We start from the raw sequence: 3,252 nt of genomic DNA on the forward strand, positions 1-3,252 counted from the left end.
CGAGCTGCTTGACGGGGTGCGGGTGCGTGGACGGGCTCAGATATGCAGGGTGGGCCGGTAGATGAGCTCTTGGATGTGGCCGTCGAGCGTCCGGCTCTCGATCAGCTCGAGGTCGAAGTCGGCCGCATCCTGGAAGATCGGGTCCTCTCCGGTCTGGCCGGTGATCACGGGGAAGAGCGTCACCTGGACGCGGTCGACCAGGCCGGCGGCCATCAGTGCCCGGTTCATCGCGAGGCTGCCGTGCGAGCGCAGCGGCACGTCGGACTCCTCCTTGAGCCGGGCGACGACGTCGACCGCGTCACCGCTCATGACGGTTGCATCCGCCCACTCGAGGGGTCCTTCCAGCGTGGTCGACACCACCGTTGCCGGCAGGCTCCTCATCCGTGTGACCCATGGGTCACGCACGTCGGACTCCTCGGTGCTCGAGGCCAGCATCTCCGCGAACGCCCGGTACGTGGTGGCCCCGAAGACCATCCGCTGCTCCTCGCCGAACAGGGCGAGGCGGTGGTCGAGGAGCTCGGGACCCTGCTTGCCCCAGTACCCGGTCCAGTCGCCGCCGGCGGCGCCGAAGCCGTCGAGGCTGGAAAAGACGTCGAACGTGTAGGCAGCGGTCATGATGCTCCTCGAGTGCGGTTGATCGCGTGTGTGGATACAGACCGGCAACCACCGCGAGACTCATCGCCCTTGGACTCCTGAGTCCGGCCGCCCCGGATGCGGCCCCAGAGGCTACGGCCGATTCGGCGCTCCGTCGCTGTGCGCGCTCGATCGCGGCGCAGCCCCCGCTACGACAGCGTGCCGGCGATAACGGACGCCGCTTCCGCGATCAGCCTGTCGTCGTGGCCGGCGTTCTCCGTCTTCCGGTTCGACATGATCGCCATGACGATCGGGGCACCGTCAGGGGGCCACACCACAGCGATGTCGTTGCGGGCGCCGTATCCGCTGCCGGTCCCGGTCTTGTCACCGACCACCCAGTTCCTCGGGACTCCGGCCCTGATGAGTTCGTCTCCGGTGGTGTTGGTCCGCAGCCACTTCGTGAGTTGGGCGCGTTCGTCCTTGGGGAGGACGTCTCCGAGTACGTACGCGCGCAGGTCCCTGGCCAGCGCCCGCGGCGTCGTGGTGTCCCGCGTCTCGCCGGGAACCCACCGGCTCAGCTCGGGCTCACGGCGCTCCATCCGGGTCACGTCGTCACCGATCTCCTTCAGCGTGGGAGTCCAGGATTCGGGGGCCGCCGAGCGCGTCGAGGAGCAGGTTGGCAGCAGTGTTGTCGCTGTAGCGGACGGCGCCGTCGCACAGTTGGCTGAGCGTCATCCCGGTCTCGACGTGCTTCTCGGTCACGGGGGAGTGGGCGATCAGGTCTGCCCGGGAGTACGTGATCCTCCGGTCCATCCCGTCCAGGGAGTACTCGTCCAGCACGGCGCCGGCGGCCAACGCCTTGAACGTGGAGGCGTACGCAAACCGCTCACCCTCGTTCCAGGCCACCTCCCGGCCCGTGCCGGTGTCCACGGCGTAGACACCCAGCCGCGCCTTGAACTCGCGCTCGAGCTTCGTGAATTCACCCGCGAACTGCTTCTCATCCGCAGTCGGCCTTGTCGTCGTGGTGGACGGAGTCGGCGCGGCCGGCGAACCGTCTGGCCCGCAGGCCACGAGCAGGACGAGGGCGAGCACGGCAAGCGCCCCGGGAACGGCACGCCGGACACGGCTGTTCTGCATGGTTCCAACCTCCAGGACGCCTCGAGGCGAGTACCAGCGGGCGCGGACACCGGGTGCCGCAACTCGACACCACCCGCCGGATTGTGCCCGCTGGGCACTACGCGGCGGTCCGTCGATCTGCTGGCCCAGCCGCCACGGGACCCTGCCACGATCGCGGGCGCGTGCCGGGGTCCCGCGCCGGCGATCGTGTCAGGGCCGCTTTCCGCACGGGGTGCGGAGGTCAGCGCTGCGGTGCCGGGAAGGCGACGGGGCTGCGGTTGCCGGACCGGTTCACCGCCCGAACGCCGAAGAAGACGTTGTCCTTCGACAGGTCTACGGTGTGGCCTGTGGTGTCTCCGGCGTCGATCACGTGGGTCCACTCCGGGGCGGTCGTCTTCCGCCACACGACCTCGTACCCGGCCAGATCGGGCTCCGAGCCGCGCTCCCACACCAGTTCGGTCTCGTTGGTCAGCGCCTTGGTGAGGATCTTGGCTCCGCGGGGGGTGCCCGGCGCCTGGGCGAGGGTCCACAGAGCCGCGCCACTGACCCGGGCGACGCGGGTGATGTAGCCGAAGTCGCAGAACTCGGGCAGGTCGCCGTACTGCTTGCCGTCCTCGACCCGCACGTCCTGGTGCTGGTGGGCGTAGTCCTCGGCCGGCTCGGTGAAGCGCGCAGCCGGGTACGCCCGTTCGAGGAAGGGGATGTGGTCACCGCCGCGCAGATAGCGGTCGCGCCGGTAGATCACGTTGACGTGCATGCCGGTCGCGTCGTTGTCGGCGACGTCGCGGACGAAGCGCGCGAGCTGGCGGGCCGACGAGTCGTTCTCGCCGCCGACGGAGCGGCGTACCGCGGCCTGCTCGGGTGTCTCAGCGGTCGGCACGCCCTCGGCGAACAGCCGCACGGTGCCCCGGTCCCGGGCGCCGTCGTCGGCCGTCGAGCTGCCCACGATGTCATTGGTGAACATGCCCTGGACGTCCGCGCCGGCGTCCTTGAACACCTGAGCCATGTGTCTGGCCCCGTACAGGCCCTGCTCCTCGCCGGCGACGGCCGCGAAGACGATCGTCGCGGCGGGGCGCCGGGTGGCCATCACGCGGGCCAGCTCCATGGCCACGGCCACCCCGGAGGCGTCGTCGTCGGCACCGGGCGCGTCACTGGTGGCGTCCATGACGTCGGTCACGCGTGAGTCGTAGTGGCCGGAGACGACGTACACGCGGCCGGGGTCGACCGAGCCGCGCAGGGTGGCCATTACGTTGGTGATCTTGGTCGGCACCGGGATCCGCGACGCCGGCTCCTGGACGTACGACTGGAGTTCGACGGTCATACGGCCGCCGGACGCGGCAGCGTACTTCTTCATCTCCGCCTGGATCCAGTCGCGAGCGGCCCCGATCCCGCGCTCGGGGTCGTCCTGCGACGACAGGGTGTGACGGGTGCCGAAGGCGGCGAGACGACGCACGATGGCCTCGATGCGGTCCTGGTCGATCTCCGCCAGCAGCGCGCGGAGTTCGCGCCCCGGGCGCTGCGCGGTGGCCGGCGGGTCGTCGGTCGGCGCCCCGACGGCGGAGC

Annotated in this window: 2 protein-coding genes and 1 pseudogene; all 3 read right to left on the minus strand. The window is 70.3% G+C overall.

Translation table 11 applies throughout. The features are described from left to right. Window positions 1–36: 36 nt before the first annotated feature. Complete coding sequence (locus ACRDP3_RS16295) at window positions 37–615, minus strand: dihydrofolate reductase family protein (protein WP_431517678.1); 579 nt, start codon at window positions 613–615, stop codon at window positions 37–39. A gap of 167 nt (window positions 616–782) precedes the next feature. Continuing rightward, window positions 783–1,710, minus strand: a pseudogene (gene bla, locus ACRDP3_RS16300) (class A beta-lactamase). 220 nt (window positions 1,711–1,930) lie between these two features. Then, a partial coding sequence (locus ACRDP3_RS16305) for a M20/M25/M40 family metallo-hydrolase (RefSeq protein WP_431517679.1) occupies window positions 1,931–3,252 on the minus strand: 1,322 nt, incomplete at its 5' end.

The sequence above is a fragment of the Streptomyces sp. genome, assembly GCF_050698815.1.
In the GTDB taxonomy this organism is placed as follows: Bacteria; Actinomycetota; Actinomycetes; order Streptomycetales; family Streptomycetaceae; genus Streptomyces.

Excerpts from the sequence above, each read along its gene's own strand:
- ACRDP3_RS16295 (WP_431517678.1), bottom strand. The coding sequence starts at position 615 with ATGACCGCTGCCTACACGTTCGACGTCTTTTCCAGCCTCGACGGCTTC.